Source organism: Microbacterium phosphatis (genome assembly GCF_049177115.1).
Taxonomy (GTDB): Bacteria; Actinomycetota; Actinomycetes; order Actinomycetales; family Microbacteriaceae; genus Microbacterium; species Microbacterium phosphatis.
This window is the reverse complement of the sequence record NZ_CP185370.1, coordinates 1,541,038-1,554,910: the sequence shown is the minus strand read 5'-3', so window position 1 is coordinate 1,554,910 and position 13,873 is coordinate 1,541,038. Positions and strand designations below refer to the sequence as shown.

The 13,873-nt window shown below is 71.4% G+C and carries 11 protein-coding genes; 7 read left to right on the top strand and 4 right to left on the bottom strand.

The annotated features are described in order from the left end of the window. The first annotated feature begins 31 nt into the window (after nt 1-31). From ACOKGD_RS07340 to rpsT, 3 genes are all read left to right on the top strand, one after another. Nucleotides 32-1,744: an ABC transporter family substrate-binding protein gene (locus ACOKGD_RS07340; protein WP_342334816.1), complete on the top strand. Its 1,713-nt coding sequence runs from the start codon at nt 32-34 to the stop codon at nt 1,742-1,744. 89 nt (nt 1,745-1,833) lie between these two features. Further along, complete coding sequence (locus ACOKGD_RS07335; protein ID WP_342334817.1) at nt 1,834-2,589, top strand: alpha/beta fold hydrolase; 756 nt, start codon at nt 1,834-1,836, stop codon at nt 2,587-2,589. A 115-nt stretch (nt 2,590-2,704) separates the two neighbouring features. Further along, the gene (gene rpsT / locus ACOKGD_RS07330) at nt 2,705-2,965 is read left to right on the top strand and encodes a 30S ribosomal protein S20 (RefSeq protein ID WP_342334818.1); all 261 of its coding nucleotides are present in this window, start codon (nt 2,705-2,707) and stop codon (nt 2,963-2,965) included. Between the two features lie 126 nt (nt 2,966-3,091). Here rpsT and holA read toward each other — a convergent pair whose 3' ends face one another. The 4 genes from holA to leuS form a co-directional block, all read right to left on the bottom strand. Continuing rightward, the gene (gene holA, locus ACOKGD_RS07325; protein ID WP_342334819.1) at nt 3,092-4,135 is read right to left on the bottom strand and encodes a DNA polymerase III subunit delta; all 1,044 of its coding nucleotides are present in this window, start codon (nt 4,133-4,135) and stop codon (nt 3,092-3,094) included. 32 nt (nt 4,136-4,167) lie between these two features. After that, nucleotides 4,168-6,507 carry a ComEC/Rec2 family competence protein gene (locus ACOKGD_RS07320; protein ID WP_342334820.1) on the bottom strand — a complete coding sequence of 780 codons (2,340 nt, stop codon included), beginning with the start codon at nt 6,505-6,507 and terminating at the stop codon, nt 4,168-4,170. Beyond that, nucleotides 6,504-7,142 (bottom strand): helix-hairpin-helix domain-containing protein, encoded by a 639-nt coding sequence (locus ACOKGD_RS07315; RefSeq protein WP_421355107.1) that lies wholly within the window; start codon nt 7,140-7,142, stop codon nt 6,504-6,506. The genes ACOKGD_RS07320 and ACOKGD_RS07315 overlap by 4 nt, the downstream gene beginning before the upstream one ends. Nucleotides 7,143-7,368: 226 nt before the next feature. Then, nucleotides 7,369-9,942 (bottom strand): leucine--tRNA ligase, encoded by a 2,574-nt coding sequence (leuS, locus tag ACOKGD_RS07310; RefSeq protein WP_342334821.1) that lies wholly within the window; start codon nt 9,940-9,942, stop codon nt 7,369-7,371. A 96-nt stretch (nt 9,943-10,038) separates the two neighbouring features. Here leuS and ACOKGD_RS07305 point away from each other — a divergent pair, with 96 nt between their 5' ends. The 4 genes from ACOKGD_RS07305 to ACOKGD_RS07290 all read left to right on the top strand — a co-directional run bounded on the left by ACOKGD_RS07305 (nt 10,039) and on the right by ACOKGD_RS07290 (nt 13,873). Beyond that, nucleotides 10,039-10,677, top strand: a complete 639-nt coding sequence (locus tag ACOKGD_RS07305; protein WP_342334822.1) for a DedA family protein — start codon at nt 10,039-10,041, stop codon at nt 10,675-10,677. A gap of 60 nt (nt 10,678-10,737) precedes the next feature. Next, nucleotides 10,738-11,769, top strand: coding sequence for an App1 family protein (locus ACOKGD_RS07300; RefSeq protein ID WP_342334823.1), 1,032 nt, complete (start codon nt 10,738-10,740; stop codon nt 11,767-11,769). A gap of 61 nt (nt 11,770-11,830) precedes the next feature. Then, entirely contained in the window at nt 11,831-12,550 is a 720-nt protein-coding gene (locus ACOKGD_RS07295) for an SOS response-associated peptidase (protein WP_342334824.1), read from the top strand. A gap of 33 nt (nt 12,551-12,583) precedes the next feature. Beyond that, nucleotides 12,584-13,873 carry a M18 family aminopeptidase gene (locus ACOKGD_RS07290; RefSeq protein WP_342334825.1) on the top strand — a complete coding sequence of 430 codons (1,290 nt, stop codon included), beginning with the start codon at nt 12,584-12,586 and terminating at the stop codon, nt 13,871-13,873.

Below are 13,873 nucleotides of genomic sequence, written 5' to 3'. Positions count from 1 at the left end.
GCGCTCACAAGGCGTCGAAAGGAGCACTGCAATGAAGCTTCAGCACAAGGTGCTGAGCGTGGTCGCCGCAGGCGGCGCGCTCGCTCTGACCCTCGCCGGCTGCGCCGGCGGAGGCGGCAACGGAGGCAACGGCGGCGACGAGGACACGCCCAAGGAGACCATCACCGGCGCGGACTACAACCCGCAGGACCGGGACGCGCTCAAGGAGGGCGGCGAGGTCGTCTTCCCGATCACCGAGATCACGCCCCAGATGAACCCCAACCACGGCGACGGCTCGGTCGACACGACCACGCTGTGGACCTGGTACAACCCCCAGACCATCCTCATGACGCCGGAGGGCGAGGCGTCGGCCAACCCGAACTACCTCACCGGCTGGGAGGCCGAGGAGAAGGACGGCAAGACCGTCCTGACCTTCACGATCAACCCGAAGGCCAAGTTCAACGACGGCACCCCCTTCACGTGGGAGTCGTACAAGGTCACGTGGGAGGCCCTCAACGGCACCAACGAGGAGTACGCGCCCTCGTCGACCGACGGCTACTCGCTCATCGAGTCGGTCGAGCAGGGCGAGGACGAGTACCAGGCCGTCGTCACCTTCAAGCAGGTCTACCCGTGGTGGAAGGGCCTGTTCTGGAACCCGATGCACCCCAAGGTGAACAGCCCTGAGGTCTTCAACACGGGCTACCAGGAGGAGGCGCACCCCGAGTGGGGCGCCGGTCCCTACAAGCTCGACGACCTCGACCTCAACGGCGGCACCGCCACCCTCGTCCCCAACGAGAACTGGTGGGGCGACAAGCCGCTGCTCGACAAGGTCACCTTCCGCGTCCTCGACCCGGTGGCCATGGTCAACGCGTTCCAGAACGGCGAGATCGACTACGCCGACAACCTCACCGCCGACAACCTCGAGCAGCTCAAGGACGTCGACGGCGCCGTCACCTACCGCGCCCAGCGCACGGCGACCAACCTCCTGCAGATCAACGCCGAGCGCCCGCAGTTCGCGGACCTCGACGTGCGCAAGGCGATGCTCATGGCGATCGACCGCGAGCAGATCAAGGAGGTCATGTGGGATGGCCTGAACTACACCGAGGACCCGGTGGGCTCGCTGAGCCTCTTCCCGTTCCAGGAGGGCTACGTCGACGCGCTCTCCGAGGCCGGCTGGGAGTTCAACGCCGAGGAGGCCAACAGCATCCTCGACGAGGCCGGCTGGACGCTCAGCGGCGACGTGCGTGAGAAGGACGGCGTGGCCCTCGAGGGCCGCCTGCCGATCTTCGGCGACGACCCGATCACGCAGGCCCGCGCCCAGGTCATCCAGCAGCAGCTGGCCGCCGTCGGCGTCAAGGTCGAGATCGACGTCCGCCCCGCGAGCGACTTCTCGACCGTGCTGTCGACGAAGGACTGGGACCTGGTCCTGCTCGGCTTCTCCTCGAGCGACCCGTACGGCGTGGCCTACATGTGCCAGCTGTACTGCTCGGACAGCAGCCTGAACCTGTCGGCCACAGGCACGCCGGAGATCGACGAGCGCATCGCGAACGAGGTGGCCGCTCTGCCGACCGCCGAGGAGCAGACCGAGGCGGGCCTGAAGCTCGAGTCGGAGATCATCCAGGAGACCTGGGGCATCCTGCCGCTGTACATGGGCCCCTGGATCTCGATGGCCAAGGAGGGTCTGGCGAACCTCACGCCCGAGACCTACACCGGTCTCGACCTGTTCGGCCTCTCGCCCGTCGAGAACGTCGGCTGGGAGAAGTGATCACGTTCTGATCTGAACTGATCTCCTCGGCTTCGGGGTCGGCGGCTTTCGAGCCTCCGACCCCGAAGTCGTTCGGTAACGTGGTGCGCATGGCCATCGACGTGGCACCCGTTCAGGTCGTGCTGGTGCATGGGATCCGCACGTCCGCGACCATGTGGCGGGCCCAGCGCGCCCACCTCGAGGCCCGGGGCGTCGCAGTGACGGCGGTCGACCTTCCCGGTCACGGCACCCGCATCGACGAGGTCTTCGCCCTCGATGAGGCGTTCGCGACGATCGATGCGGCGGTGCGCGCGGCCGCCGCCCGCGGGCCCGTGCTGCTGGTGGGCCACTCGATGGGCGGCCTCCTCTCGACCGAGTACGCCGGATCGGCCGAGCCTCCCCCGGTGGCGGCGCTCATCGCGGCCGGCTGCACCGCTCTCCCCCGCGGGCTGGGCCTGCGCGCGTATCGGGCGATCGCCGCGGGGTTCAACGCGCTCCCGGGCCGGGGCGCCCGCATCACCGAGGCCGTGCTGCGTGCCACGCTGCCGGAGGAGACACGCGGGGATTTCGGCGCCGGCGGCTACGCGTATCTCGCGCAGGACATCGCTCTGCGGAGCCTGTCGATCCTCGACCTGCTGACCGCGCTGGAGCGGATCCGGATCCCCACGTGGTTCGTGAACGGCCAGTACGATCAGATGCGCCTGCACGAGCGCCTGTTCGTCTCGCTCGTGCCGCACGCCGAGCTCATCGTTGTGCCGCGCAGCACGCACCTGATGACCGCGATGCAGCCCCAGGTGTTCAACGCGGTGCTCGACGTGGCGATCGCCACGCTGGAGGCCGGTCAACGCACAGGATCACAGGACTGACCTGCTAAGCTTGGTCCTTGGCTTGCGTGTGGGATATCCCACACCCGTCGTGCGACACCCCTCTCTTGTCAATCGACATCGTCCGATCAACCTCTGAACGAAAGTCTTCTGACACGTGGCAAACATCAAGTCGCAGATCAAGCGCATCAAGACCAACGAGAAGGCGCGCGAGCGCAACAAGGCCGTCAAGAGCGAGCTGAAGTCGTTCGTCCGCAAGACGCGCGAGGCCATCACCGCTGGTGACAAGGCCGCCGCCGAGGCCGCCTTCAACAAGGCCGCCAAGAAGCTCGACAAGGCCGTGAGCAAGGGCGTCATCCACAAGAACCAGGCAGCGAACCGCAAGTCGGCTCTCGCCTCGAAGGTCGCCGGTCTCTGACCCGCACGTCTTCGTGAGAAGGCCCGTCCCCATCGGGGCGGGCCTTCTGCTGTACCCGGCGTGCGCGGCTGAGGCGGCGGCCTCGGGCCGGACGCCTCGGGCCGGGCGCCTTGGGCCGGGCGGGGACTACTCGCCGAACGGGCGGCGCGTCGAGATGACGGCGATCATGCGCTCGAGGGCGAAGACGGGGTCGCGCGAGGCGCCCTTCACCTCCGCGTCGGCACGTGCGGTCGCCTGGATGGCCAGGCCGAGCGTCGCCTGCGTCCAGCCGGCCTGCAGATCCTTGCGCGCGCGATCCACCTGCCAGTCCTTCATCCCGAGACGCGCCGCGAGGGCGCGGCTCGGCTCGCGGGAGCCGGCGACCTTCGCCATCGTGCGCAGCTTCATCGCGAAGGCGGCCACCAGCGGCACCGGATCGGCGCCCGATGCGAGAGCGTGGCGGAGGCCCACCAGAGCCTCGCCGTAGCGGCCCGCGATGGCGGTGTCGGCGACCGCGAAGGCGTTGGTCTCGACGCGACCGCCGTAGTAGCGGGCGACGATCTCCTCGGTGATGTCGCCGTCGACGTCGGCGATCAGCTGCTGGCACGCGGCCGACAGCTCGGTGAGGTCGTCGGCGAACGCCTGCAGCAGCGCCTGGAGCGCGCGCGGGGCGATGCGTCGATCGGCGGCCTTGAACTCCCCGGCCGCGAAATCGTGCCGCTCGGCGTCTCGCTTCACCGCGGGGCACGGCACCTCGACTCCCCCGCCGACGCCGGAGCGGATCGCGTCGAGCAGCTTCTTGCCGCGGACGGTCGCCGAGGTGTGGCGCAGGACGATCGTCGCGCCCTCCTGCGGGTGCTCGAGGTACGACAGCGCCTCCGAGAGGAACGCGTCGCTGCACTTCTCGACCCCCGACACGCGCACCAGTCGCGGCTCGCCGAACAGCGACGGCGACGAGACCGCCAGCAGCGTGCCGGCGGTGTAGTCGTCGGCGCGGACGTCGGCGATCTCGAGGGCCGGATCCTCGGCCTTCAGGTAGTCGCGGACACCGGCGATCGCGCGCTCGGCGCAGACCTCTTCGGGGCCCGAGACGAGGACGATCGGCGCCGGGCGCGGATTGCGCCATGGCAGCTGCGGGATCGAGGTCTTGGCCGCCCGGGCGCCGGTCTTCGAAGCGGGTGCGGGTGCCATTCCCCCAGCCTACCGGCGGCCTCGGACACCGCTCACGGCGGGCGCTCGCGCCAGACCCGCAGCCCCTCGTGGTCCGGCGAGACCAGCACAAGACCCGAGCGATCGGTGCGCTCGGTCATCACCCCGAGGTCGGCGAGCGTCGCCAGGATCTCCGCGCGCGGGTGTCCGTAGTCGTTGGCCGCTCCGACCGAGATCACCGCGAGGCGCGGTGCGATCTCGGCGTACAGATCGGGATCCTGATCGGCGCTGCCGTGATGGGCGACCTTGACCACGTCGTAAGGCCCGGCGACGAGACCCGACCCGAGCAGCGCCGCCTGCGAGGACGCGGACAGATCGCCGAGGAGGATCGTCCGCGGGACGTCCGGCCCCGCGACCTCGAGCACCACGCTCGCGTCGTTGCCGGCCGGGAACGCCGGGGACTGCGGTCGTGGCCACAGCACCCGCCACCGTGCGGTGCCCAGCACCCCGGACAGGCCCGCGGCGGCCGGCACGCGGCGCACACCCCCGAGCTCGGCGAGCGTCGCCTCGTCGTCGGCGCCGTCGATCGGCCCGTGCAGCACCGTCGCCACGCGATCGCGCAGGGCCGCCACACCGCCGGCGTGATCGAGATCGAAGTGCGTGAGAACCAGCAGGTCGACGCGGTCGATGCCGAGGCGCGCGAGGCACGCCGCGAGCGGAGCGGGCGCGGGGCCCGTGTCGACGACGGCGACCACCCCGGCCGAGCGCAGCACCAGCCCGTCGCCCTGCCCGACGTCGCACGCGGCGACCGCCCAATCGGCTGGCACCGACAGCGGGCCCGCGACACCCGCCAGCGCGGTGAGACCGGCCGTCACTCCGGTTCCCGCCGCGAGCAGCGCGGCAGCGATCCGACGCATCCGACGATCGCGCGCATCCGCCGAGCCGGCGCGGAGGATCAGGATCCCGACGAGGAGCCCCGCCGCCGCGAGCAGGGCGGCGCCGCCGAGGCCCGGGGGCCAGGTGACGCGGGCGCTCGGCAGCGCGGACATCGTCTCCGCGGTCGACGCGATCCATGCCGAGGGCAGCCATGCCACGGCCGCCAGACCGTCGGCGAGGACCGGCAGTGGAGCCGCGAGGCACGCCGCCAGACCGACCACCGTGACGAGGGGCGCCGCGGGCTCGGCGAGGAGGTTGGCCAGAACGCCGTACAGCGGCACCTCCGGGGCGAGCAGCACCAGCACGGGCCCGCAGGCCAGCTGAGCCGCCAGCGGCACGCTCAGCGCCAGCGCGAGCGGTGACGGGAGCCACCGCGACAGCCCGCGGGACAGCGGCCCGGCAAGCAGCAGGAGCGAGCCCGTCGCCACGACCGAGAGCACGAACCCGTACGAGGCGGCGAGCCACGGATCGGCGACCAGCAGCACGGTCGCGGCGAGGGCGAGCACCGAGACCCCCGCCCCCGCCCGCCCCAGCACAAGAGCGAGCAGCGCGATCGCCGCCATCCCGCCCGCGCGGATCACGCTCGGCTCGGGCGTCACCAGCACCACGAAGCCGCCGAGGGCCGTCAGCCCGGCGGCGATGCGCACGCCCCGCGGGGCACCGAGCAGAGCCGCCGCGCCGAACGCGAGGCCGACGACGAGGGCGCAGTTCGCGCCGGACACGGCCGTGAGGTGCGAGAGGGACGAAGCCTTCATGGCGGCATCGAGCTCGGGCGAGACGGTGCGGGTGTCGCCGACCGCGAGGCCCGGCAGCAGCATCGCCCCGGGTGCCGGCAGCAGCGCCGCCCGCGCGACGAATCCGTCGCGCAGCGCGGCGGCGAGGTCGAGCCCGAACGCCGGGCCGGCACGGACAGTCGCCTCGTGGGCGAACACCGTGAGGACGGCGCGGTCACCCGGGTCGCTCGCCTGCGCGGTGCCCCGCACGCGCACGCGCGAGCCCAGGTCGAGCGCCGATCCCTCGACCGCGGCGGGAGCCACGCTGACGGTGACCGGCGCCGATCCGCGCAACGCCTCCTCGCCCCGCACCACCGAGGACGCCTCACCGTCGAACCAGAGCGCCCCGGCTCGCCGCTCGACCTTCGAGGCGACCACCATGTTCAGCTCGACGGCGCGCCCCTCGGCGAGCTCGACGACGGCGGCCCGCCCGGGCGCGGCCAGCGCGACGTGCCCGGCGACCGTGCCGGCGAACGCGCACGCGAGCACCGCGACCGTCCCCGCGGTGCGCCCCGTACACGGAAGCCATCGCCACGCAGCGGCCCCGGCCAGCACAAGCAGCCACACGCCCGCCGCGACCCACGGGGCGCTCTCCGGCACGAGCACGGTGCCGAGCGCGGCGGCCCACGAGCTGAGCGTGACCGGCACCATCCGGAGGTCGCGCCCCGCGACCTCCGTCTCGCGCTCCTCAGGGACGCGGGTCATCCCACCCTCACGTGCGGGCGGATGCCCTCGAGCATCTTGTCCCCGATCCCCGGCACCGCGAGGAGATCGTCGACGCTCGCGAAGCGCCCGTTCTCGTCGCGCCAGGTGATGATGCGCTCGGCGAGAGCCGGGCCGATGCGGGGAAGCCCCTCGAGGGCCGGCGCGTCCGCGGTGTTGAGGTCGATGAGATCGCCCGCCGTCTCCTCGGCTGCCGCGGCACCCGCGGGCGGTGCCGCCCCCTTGGCCGGCACCACCAGCTGCTCGCCGTCGGCCACCACGCGCGCGAGGTTCACCCCCGCCCTGTCCGCATCTTCGGCGAAGCCACCCGCCGACGCGACCGCGTCGACGACGCGCGAGCCGGACGGCAGGACGTAGAGCCCGGGCAGGCGCACCCGGCCGTCGACATGCACATAGATCCGCCCCGCGACGACGCTGACCCCCGGAGAGGGCGTCGGCCCCATCACGACAGCGGTCGGCGCCGTCGCACCCCGCCAGACGCCGATCCCGATCGTCACGGCCAGCGCCGCGATCACCAGCAGCACGATCGCCCCGAGGCCGAGCCTCAGCCGACGCGGCGGCTCAGCGATCTCCGGGATCGGCGAACGGTCATCCCGAGTCTCCTCTGCGGCCGCCACGCCTCCACGTTAGGAAGCCTTCGCGGTCGGATCGGCGGATCCCGGTGGTCGTGGATGAGGGGCGAGCGGGCGCGGGGTGGGGACGAGAGGCCGTGGGCTGCTGGGGCGTTTCGACTCGGCCGTTCCTCCCTCGCTCAACGAGCAAGGGCGGCGAACGGCGCAAGGGCGGCGAACGGCGCGAGGGCGGGCCCGGCGAACCGGGCCCGCCCTCGGGTTGCGGCCGTGACTACTTGGTCGAGAAGCTGACGACCTTCGGGGCGCGGACGATGGCACGGACGATGTCGCGGCCGTCGAGGGCGCGGAGCACCTTCTCGTCGGCGCGGGCGAGGGCCTCGAGCTCCTCGACGGAGATCTTGGCCGAGACGGTCAGCGTGGAGCGCACCTTGCCGTCGATCTGGACGACGGAGGTGACCGAGTCCTCGACCAGGAGGGCCGGGTCGGCGGCGGGCCAGGTGACAAGCCCCACCGAGCCGGTGTGACCCAGCAGCTCCCACATCTCCTCCGCGGTGTGCGGGGCGATGAGGTCGAGGATGACGGCGGTGGCCTCGACGGCCTCGCGCACGGCCGCGTCGGAGGCACCGGGGCCGCTGTCGACCGTCTTGCGGATCGCGTTGACCAGCTCCATCAGGCGGGCGACGACGACGTTGAACTTCGTCTGCTCGACGAGGGCCGGCACGTCGGCCAGCACCTTGTGCGTCACACGCCGCAGCGCCTGGTCGCCGGCGGCGAAGTCGATGCCCGCCTCCGACGACACCTCGTGCGCGAGGCGCATGGCGCGGGAGAGGAACTTCCACGCGCCGGTGGTCGAGACGTCCTTCCAGTCCTTGTCGTCCTCCACGGGGCCGGCGAAGGCCAGCGCCACACGCAGCGTGTCGGCGCCGTGCTGGTCGAGCTCCTCCTTGAACAGGACGAGGTTGCCCTTCGACTTCGACATCTTGGCGCCGTCGAGGATCACCATGCCCTGGTTGATCAGGCTCGAGAACGGCTCGGTGAAGTCGACCAGGCCCATGTCGAAGAGGACCTTGGTGATGAAGCGCGCGTACAGCAGGTGCAGGATCGCGTGCTCGACACCGCCGATGTAGGCGTCGACGGGCGCCCAGCGGTCGGCGTCGGCCGGGTCGAAGGCCTTCTCCGCGTTGCCCGGCGACAGGAAGCGCAGGAAGTACCACGAGCTGTCGACGAACGTGTCCATCGTGTCGGGGTCGCGCAGGGCGGGCTCGCCCGTGCGCGGGTCGGTGGTCTCGACCCAGCCGGTGGCGGCGCCGAGCGGCGACGATCCCTTCGGCTTGAGGTCGAGGCCCGCGGCATCCGGCAGGCGCACCGGCAGCTGGTCGGCCGGAACCGGGACGATCTCGCCGTCGGCGGTGTGGATCATCGGGATCGGCGTGCCCCAGAAGCGCTGACGCGAGATCAGCCAGTCGCGCAGGCGGTACTGCTTCGAGGCGCGGCCCTTGCCCTGCGCCTCGAGCAGCTCGATCGCACGCGCGATGGCGTGCCGCTTGGACAGACCGTCGAGGGGGCCCGAATTGATCATCCGGCCCTCGCCCGCCAGGGCCTCGCCGGTGGTCGCGGGGTCGAGCTCGGCCGCCTGCGGGTCGACGGGGACACCGTCGTCGTCGACCTCGATCACGGGGATCGCGCCGGTGACGGGCGCGGTGGTGTCGACGACGACCTTGACGGGAAGGTCGAACGCGCGAGCGAAGTCGAGGTCGCGCTGGTCGTGCGCGGGCACGGCCATCACGGCACCGTGACCGTAGTCGGCCAGCACGTAGTCGGCCGACCAGATCGGCAGACGCTCGCCCGTGAAGGGGTTCAGCGCGTAGCGCTCGAGGAAGACACCCGTCTTCGGGCGGTCGGCGGACTGGCGCTCGATGTCAGTCTGCTTCTGCGTCTGCGCGAGGTAGTCCTCGAAGCGCGCCTGCGCCTCGGGCGAGGCGGCCGAGACCAGCTCGGCGGCGAGGTCGCTGTCCGGGGCGACGACCATAAACGTCGCGCCGTGCAGCGTGTCGGGACGCGTGGTGAAGACCGTGACCTTCTCGGCGCGCCCCTCGATCTCGAAGTCGACGTCCGCGCCGATCGAGCGGCCGATCCAGTTGCGCTGCATCTGCAGCACCTTGTGCGGCCAGCGGCCCTCGAGCTGGTTCAGGTCATCCAGCAGGCGGTCGGCGTACTCGGTGATCTTGAAGTACCACTGCGTCAGCTTGCGCTTGACGACCGTGGCGCCGCAGCGCTCGCAGTGGCCGTCGACGACCTGCTCGTTGGCGAGCACCGTCTGGTCGTTGGGGCACCAGTTGACCGGGCTGTCCTTGCGGTAGGCGAGACCGCGCTCGTGCAGCTGCTGGAACAGCCATTGGTTCCAGCGGTAGTAGTCGTCGTCGCTCGTGTGGAGCACGCGGCTCCAGTCGAACGAGGCCCCGTACGCCTTCATGCTCTCGCGCTGCTGCGCGATGTTCGCGTACGTCCACTCCTTTGGGTCGGCGCCGCGCTTGATGGCCGCGTTCTCGGCCGGCAGGCCGAACGAGTCCCAGCCGATCGGGTGCAGCACGTTGTAGCCGCGGTGACGCCAGTAGCGCGCGACGATGTCGCTGTAGAGGTAGTTCTCGGCGTGCCCCATGTGCAGGTCGCCCGAGGGGTACGGGAACATCGCCAGCACGTACTTGCGGGGGCGCGTGTCGTCGTCGCCACCCGCGAGGAAGGTGCCCTCCTCGGCCCAGCGCCGCTGCCACTTGGCGTGCAGCGCGTGAACGTCGAACGCACCCTCGGAGGGTGCGGTGGAGATGGCGGATTCTGTCTGCGACACGGGTGGGGTAGCCAATCGATCGAGTGCGGGCCGAAAAGGGCGCGTCGGCGCGAGATTCCAGGGTATCAACCGGCGCGCGAGCCTATGCTCGATCGGGTGGACGATGCACTCGGCTGGGTTCTCGATGTCGTCGCCTCCGTCGATCCGATTCTGCGGATGGTGATCGCCGGCGTGGCCATGCTCCTCGAGCTGAGCGTGGTGATCGGGCTCATCGTACCGGGCGACACGATCGTGATCGTCGCAGCCATGGGCGTAACCTCCGTCTGGGAGGGTGTGCTGCTCGCGGCCGCCGCCGCGCTCGGATCGCTGGCCGGCGAGACGATCGGCTTCGGGATCGGCCGATGGCTCGGCCCCCACATCCGCACCTCCTGGGTCGGCCGCCGGATCGGCGAGAAGAACTGGGATCGTGCCGAGCGCTACGTGGGGCGCCGCGGCGGGCTCGCGATCTTCCTCGCCCGATTCCTGCCGGTGCTGCGCCAGATCGTGCCGCTGACGGTGGGGATGAGCCCGTACTCGTTCCGCCGCTTCGTCCTGTGGGCGGCCCCGTCATGCGTCCTCTGGGCGGCGCTGTACGTGGGCATCGCCGCCACCGCCGCCGGTTCGTATCGCGAGCTGGCCGGCGAGGCCCAGGGCGCTGTGTTCGTGCTGGTCGGGGGGCTCGTGCTGCTCGTGCTGGTGGTGCTCGTCATCGAGAAGCTCATCAGCCGCTTCGAGAAGCGTCACCTGGGCGACTGACCTCCCTCACGGCGAGATCTCCCACGGCAGCTCCGGGTGCGCCATGGGAGACTGGACCGGATGGCCTCCACCACCCGAACCAGGATCCATTGGATCGCCCGCATCGAACGTCGCGTTCACGCGTGGCGCGAGAAGCGCGCACGCCGGCGGGGGCGCAAGCCCACGGTGCTCGTGTTCCCGGGCTACGGAGGCGACGGGTGGGTGCGGGTGCTCGGGCGCGTCCTGATCGTGCCGCCCGTGAAGTCGCGGCGCGACGGCGAGCGGGCGCGTGTGCGCGGCTGGCGGGCGTTCGTCAGCATCCCGGTGGGCTACGCGACCGTGCGGATCACCATCGGCGATCGCACGCACGAGGTCGTCTCCGACAGCGGCGGGGTGATCGACGCGCGCCTGGAGGCCGACCTCGAGCCCGGCTGGCAGCCGGTGCTGATGTCCGTGGAGAACGGCGAGGCCGCCGAGTCGGTGCTGCAGATCATCGCCCCCGACGCGCGTCACGGCGTGGTGAGCGACATCGATGACACCGTGATGGTGACAGCGCTCCCGCGCCCCCTGCTCGCGGCATGGAACTCGTTCGTGCGCGACGAGCACGCGCGTCAGCCTGTTCCGGGGATGGCGGTGCTGCTCGGACGTCTCGCCCGCCGCGAGCCGGGCGGGCCGATGCTCTACCTCTCCACGGGCGCCTGGAACGTCGCGCCCACGCTCTCGCGCTTCCTCAGCCGCCACCTCTACCCCGCCGGCTCCCTGCTCCTGACCGACTGGGGCCCGACTCACGACCGGTGGTTCCGGTCCGGCACCGACCACAAGCTCACGAACCTGCGGCGCCTGGCGGAGGAGTTCCCCGACGTCAAGTGGCTGCTCGTGGGCGACGACGGTCAGCACGACGACGCGATCTACACCCAGTTCACGAGCGAGTACCCCGCACAGGTCGCGGGAGTGGCGATCCGCCGCCTCTCCCCCGCGGAGGCCGTCCTGGCCGGTGGTCGCACGGCGGTCAACGACCACTCGGCCGCGTCCATCCCGTGGGTCACCGCCGACGACGGTGCGGGCCTCGCCGAGCGCCTCGAGCAGGTCGGGATCCTCGCGCCCGAGAAGTGAACGGTGCGCCGCGCACCAGCACCTGATGCCCGACGTCGGAGGTCGGGCATACCCTGGCGGCATGTGCGGTCGATTCGTGGTGGCGAGGGCGGGAAACGAGCTCGTGGGCGAGCTGCGGGTGGACCTGGTGGCCGACGAGCTGCCTCCGCCCTCGTACAACGTCGCCCCCACCGATCCGGTCGCGATCGTGCTCGACTCGGCGAAGACCGAGCCGCCCACGCGCCGACTCGAGGTCGCGCGCTGGGGGCTTGTGCCCTCCTGGGCGAAGGACGTCTCGATCGGCGCCCGCGCCTTCAACGCCCGCTCGGAGGAGCTCGAAGAGAAGGCGATGTTCAAGAACGCGCTGCAGAAGCGACGCGCGATCATCCCGTCCTCCGGCTACTACGAGTGGCAGCTGCAGGCCGACGGCAAGACGAAGGTGCCCCACTTCATCCACCCGGGCGACGGCGAGCCGCTGCTGTTCGCCGGGCTGTACGAGTGGTGGAAGGACCCGTCGAAGACCGACGACGATCCGGCGCGCTGGGTGCTGAGCTTCACGATCCTGACCCGCGAGGCGATGGGCCCGCTCGGGTCGATCCATGGCCGGATGCCCGTGTTCATGGATCAGGATCACGCGGACGCGTGGCTGGACCCGACCGTCGACTACCCGCGGGACGTGCTGGACGCGGCGGTCGACGCCGCTCCCTACGTCGCCGAAACCCTCGCGTGGCACGCCGTCGCGAAGGACGTCGGCAACGTCCGCAACAACTCGCCCCAGCTCATCGAGCCGCTGGCATCCTGACCGCGGTCAGCTGAGCCGGGCGATACTGGAGGAATGAGCCCCGATCGCGTTCCCGCCGACGCCCGCACCCACATCGAGGACCTCGCCGCGTTCGTCGCGGCCTCGCCGTCGTCGTTCCACGCGGCCGCTGAGATCGCGCGCCGCGCCGAGTCGGCCGGTTACACGCGTTTGGCCGAGACCGAGGCATGGAACGTGGCCCCCGGGGGCCGCTACGTCGTGGTGCGCGACGGGTCGGCCGTGGTGTTCGCGGTGCCCGAGGCCGCCGGCCCCACCACGCCGTTCACCATCCTCGGTGCCCACACCGACTCCCCCGGCTTCAAGCTCAAGCCGAAGCCCAGCACGGCGGGCCCTGGCGAGTGGTGGCAGCTGGGCCTCGAGATCTACGGCGGCCCGCTGCTGAACTCGTGGCTCGACCGCGAGCTCGAGCTCGCCGGCCGCATCGTCACCCTCGCGGGCGAGGAGCACCTCGTCCGCACCGGCCCCCTGCTGCGGATCCCGCAGCTCGCGATCCACCTCGACCGCGGCGTCAACGACGGTCTCGCGCTCGACAAGCAGAAGCACACCCAGCCGGTGTGGGGCCTCGGCGCGCCCGACGACGCCGACATCCTGCAGACCCTCGCCGACCGGATCGGCGTCGCCGCCGACGAGATCGGCGGCTACGACATCATGGTCGCCGACACGCAGGAGCCGCGCACGCTCGGCGCCGCCGGAGAGCTGTTCGCCTCGGGCCGCCTCGACAACCTGCTCTCGACACACGCGGGCCTCGTCGCCCAGCTCGAGGCCACCCCCGAGCGCTCGATCTCGGTGTTCGCCTCGTTCGACCACGAGGAGATCGGCAGCGGCTCGCGCTCGGGCGCCGCCGGCCCCTTCCTCGAGGACGTGCTGCTGCGGATCGCGAGCGGTCTCGGCGCCGGCGCCGGTCAGCGCGCCCAGGCGTTCGCGGGCTCGCTGCACATCTCGAGCGACGTGGGTCACGCGATCCATCCGAACTACCCGGAGCGTCACGACCCGGTGAACAAGCCCGTCGCCGGCGGCGGGCCGATCCTCAAGATCAACGCCAACCAGAAGTACGCGACCGACGCGCACGGCGCCGCGGCCTGGAACGCCGCGTGCGAAGCCGCGGGCGTGCCCACGCAGGAGTTCGTCTCGAACAACGCCATGCCGTGCGGCTCGACCATCGGCCCGATCAGCGCGACCCGCCTCGGCATCCGCACGGTCGACGTGGGAGTGCCGATCCTGTCCATGCACTCGGCACGCGAGCTGACGGCCGTCGTCGACCCGTGGTACCTGTCGCGCGCGATGCGCGCGGTGCTCGACCGCTGA